General features: G+C 66.5%; 1 protein-coding gene. It reads left to right on the forward strand.

Annotated elements, in window-relative coordinates:
* Positions 1 to 791 (forward strand): GGDEF domain-containing protein (locus tag EN994_RS33705; RefSeq protein WP_164746542.1); only part of this gene is annotated, 791 nt, incomplete at both ends.

Here is a 791-nt window from a genome sequence, read left to right on the forward strand (position 1 = left end):
GTGCCCTATGTGGGGATCGGCGCGCTGGCCTGCGGGGGACTGGCGTCGTTCTGCTGGTTCCTGTTCATCGCGCCGGATCTCACCTGGCGCATCCTGGCGATGAACTTCGCTTTCGGCGGTATCAGCCTTCTGGTTGCCGCCGAACTGCGCCCGGTGCGCAACAACGGCCCGACCGAGAAAATCCTGTTCGTGCTGTCGCTGCTGTCGGGCGTCAACTTCTTCGTGCGCACCCTTATCGTCGTCATCGCGCACGGGCCCTTCACGAGCTATGACGGGTTCTATGGCTCGTCCTACTGGACGACGGCGCTGCTGTCGCACGCGCTGCTGTCGCTGCTTATCGCGCTGTGCCTGTTTTCCGCCGCGGCACTCGACGTGTTGAAGGCGTTGAAGACCGAGACCTTTACCGACCCCCTGTCGGGCCTGCTCAACCGGCGTGGCTTCGAGGAGCGCGGCATGCTGCTCTTGCGGCACTGCGCCTCGGCGCGGTTCCCGGTCGCGTTGGTGCTGGCCGACCTCGATCATTTCAAGGCGCTCAACGATGTGCATGGGCATGGGGCGGGCGATCGCGTGATTGCCGATTTCGCCGCCAAGCTTCGGTCGGCGGCCGGCGCGCGCGGTGTTGCCGGGCGTATCGGCGGCGAGGAATTCGCCGTGCTGCTGCCACTCAGCGATCTTGCCGCGGCACGGCTGTTCGCCGAAGCGGTGCGCACGGTCTATTCGGCCGGCCATGTCGACGGGCTTCCCCAGGGAACGAAGGTGACGGCAAGCTTCGGCGTGGCGGCCCGCAGCGG

Origin of the sequence: Mesorhizobium sp. M7A.F.Ca.CA.002.09.1.1, assembly GCF_003998555.1 — a bacterium.
GTDB classification, from domain to species: domain Bacteria; phylum Pseudomonadota; class Alphaproteobacteria; order Rhizobiales; family Rhizobiaceae; genus Mesorhizobium; species Mesorhizobium ciceri.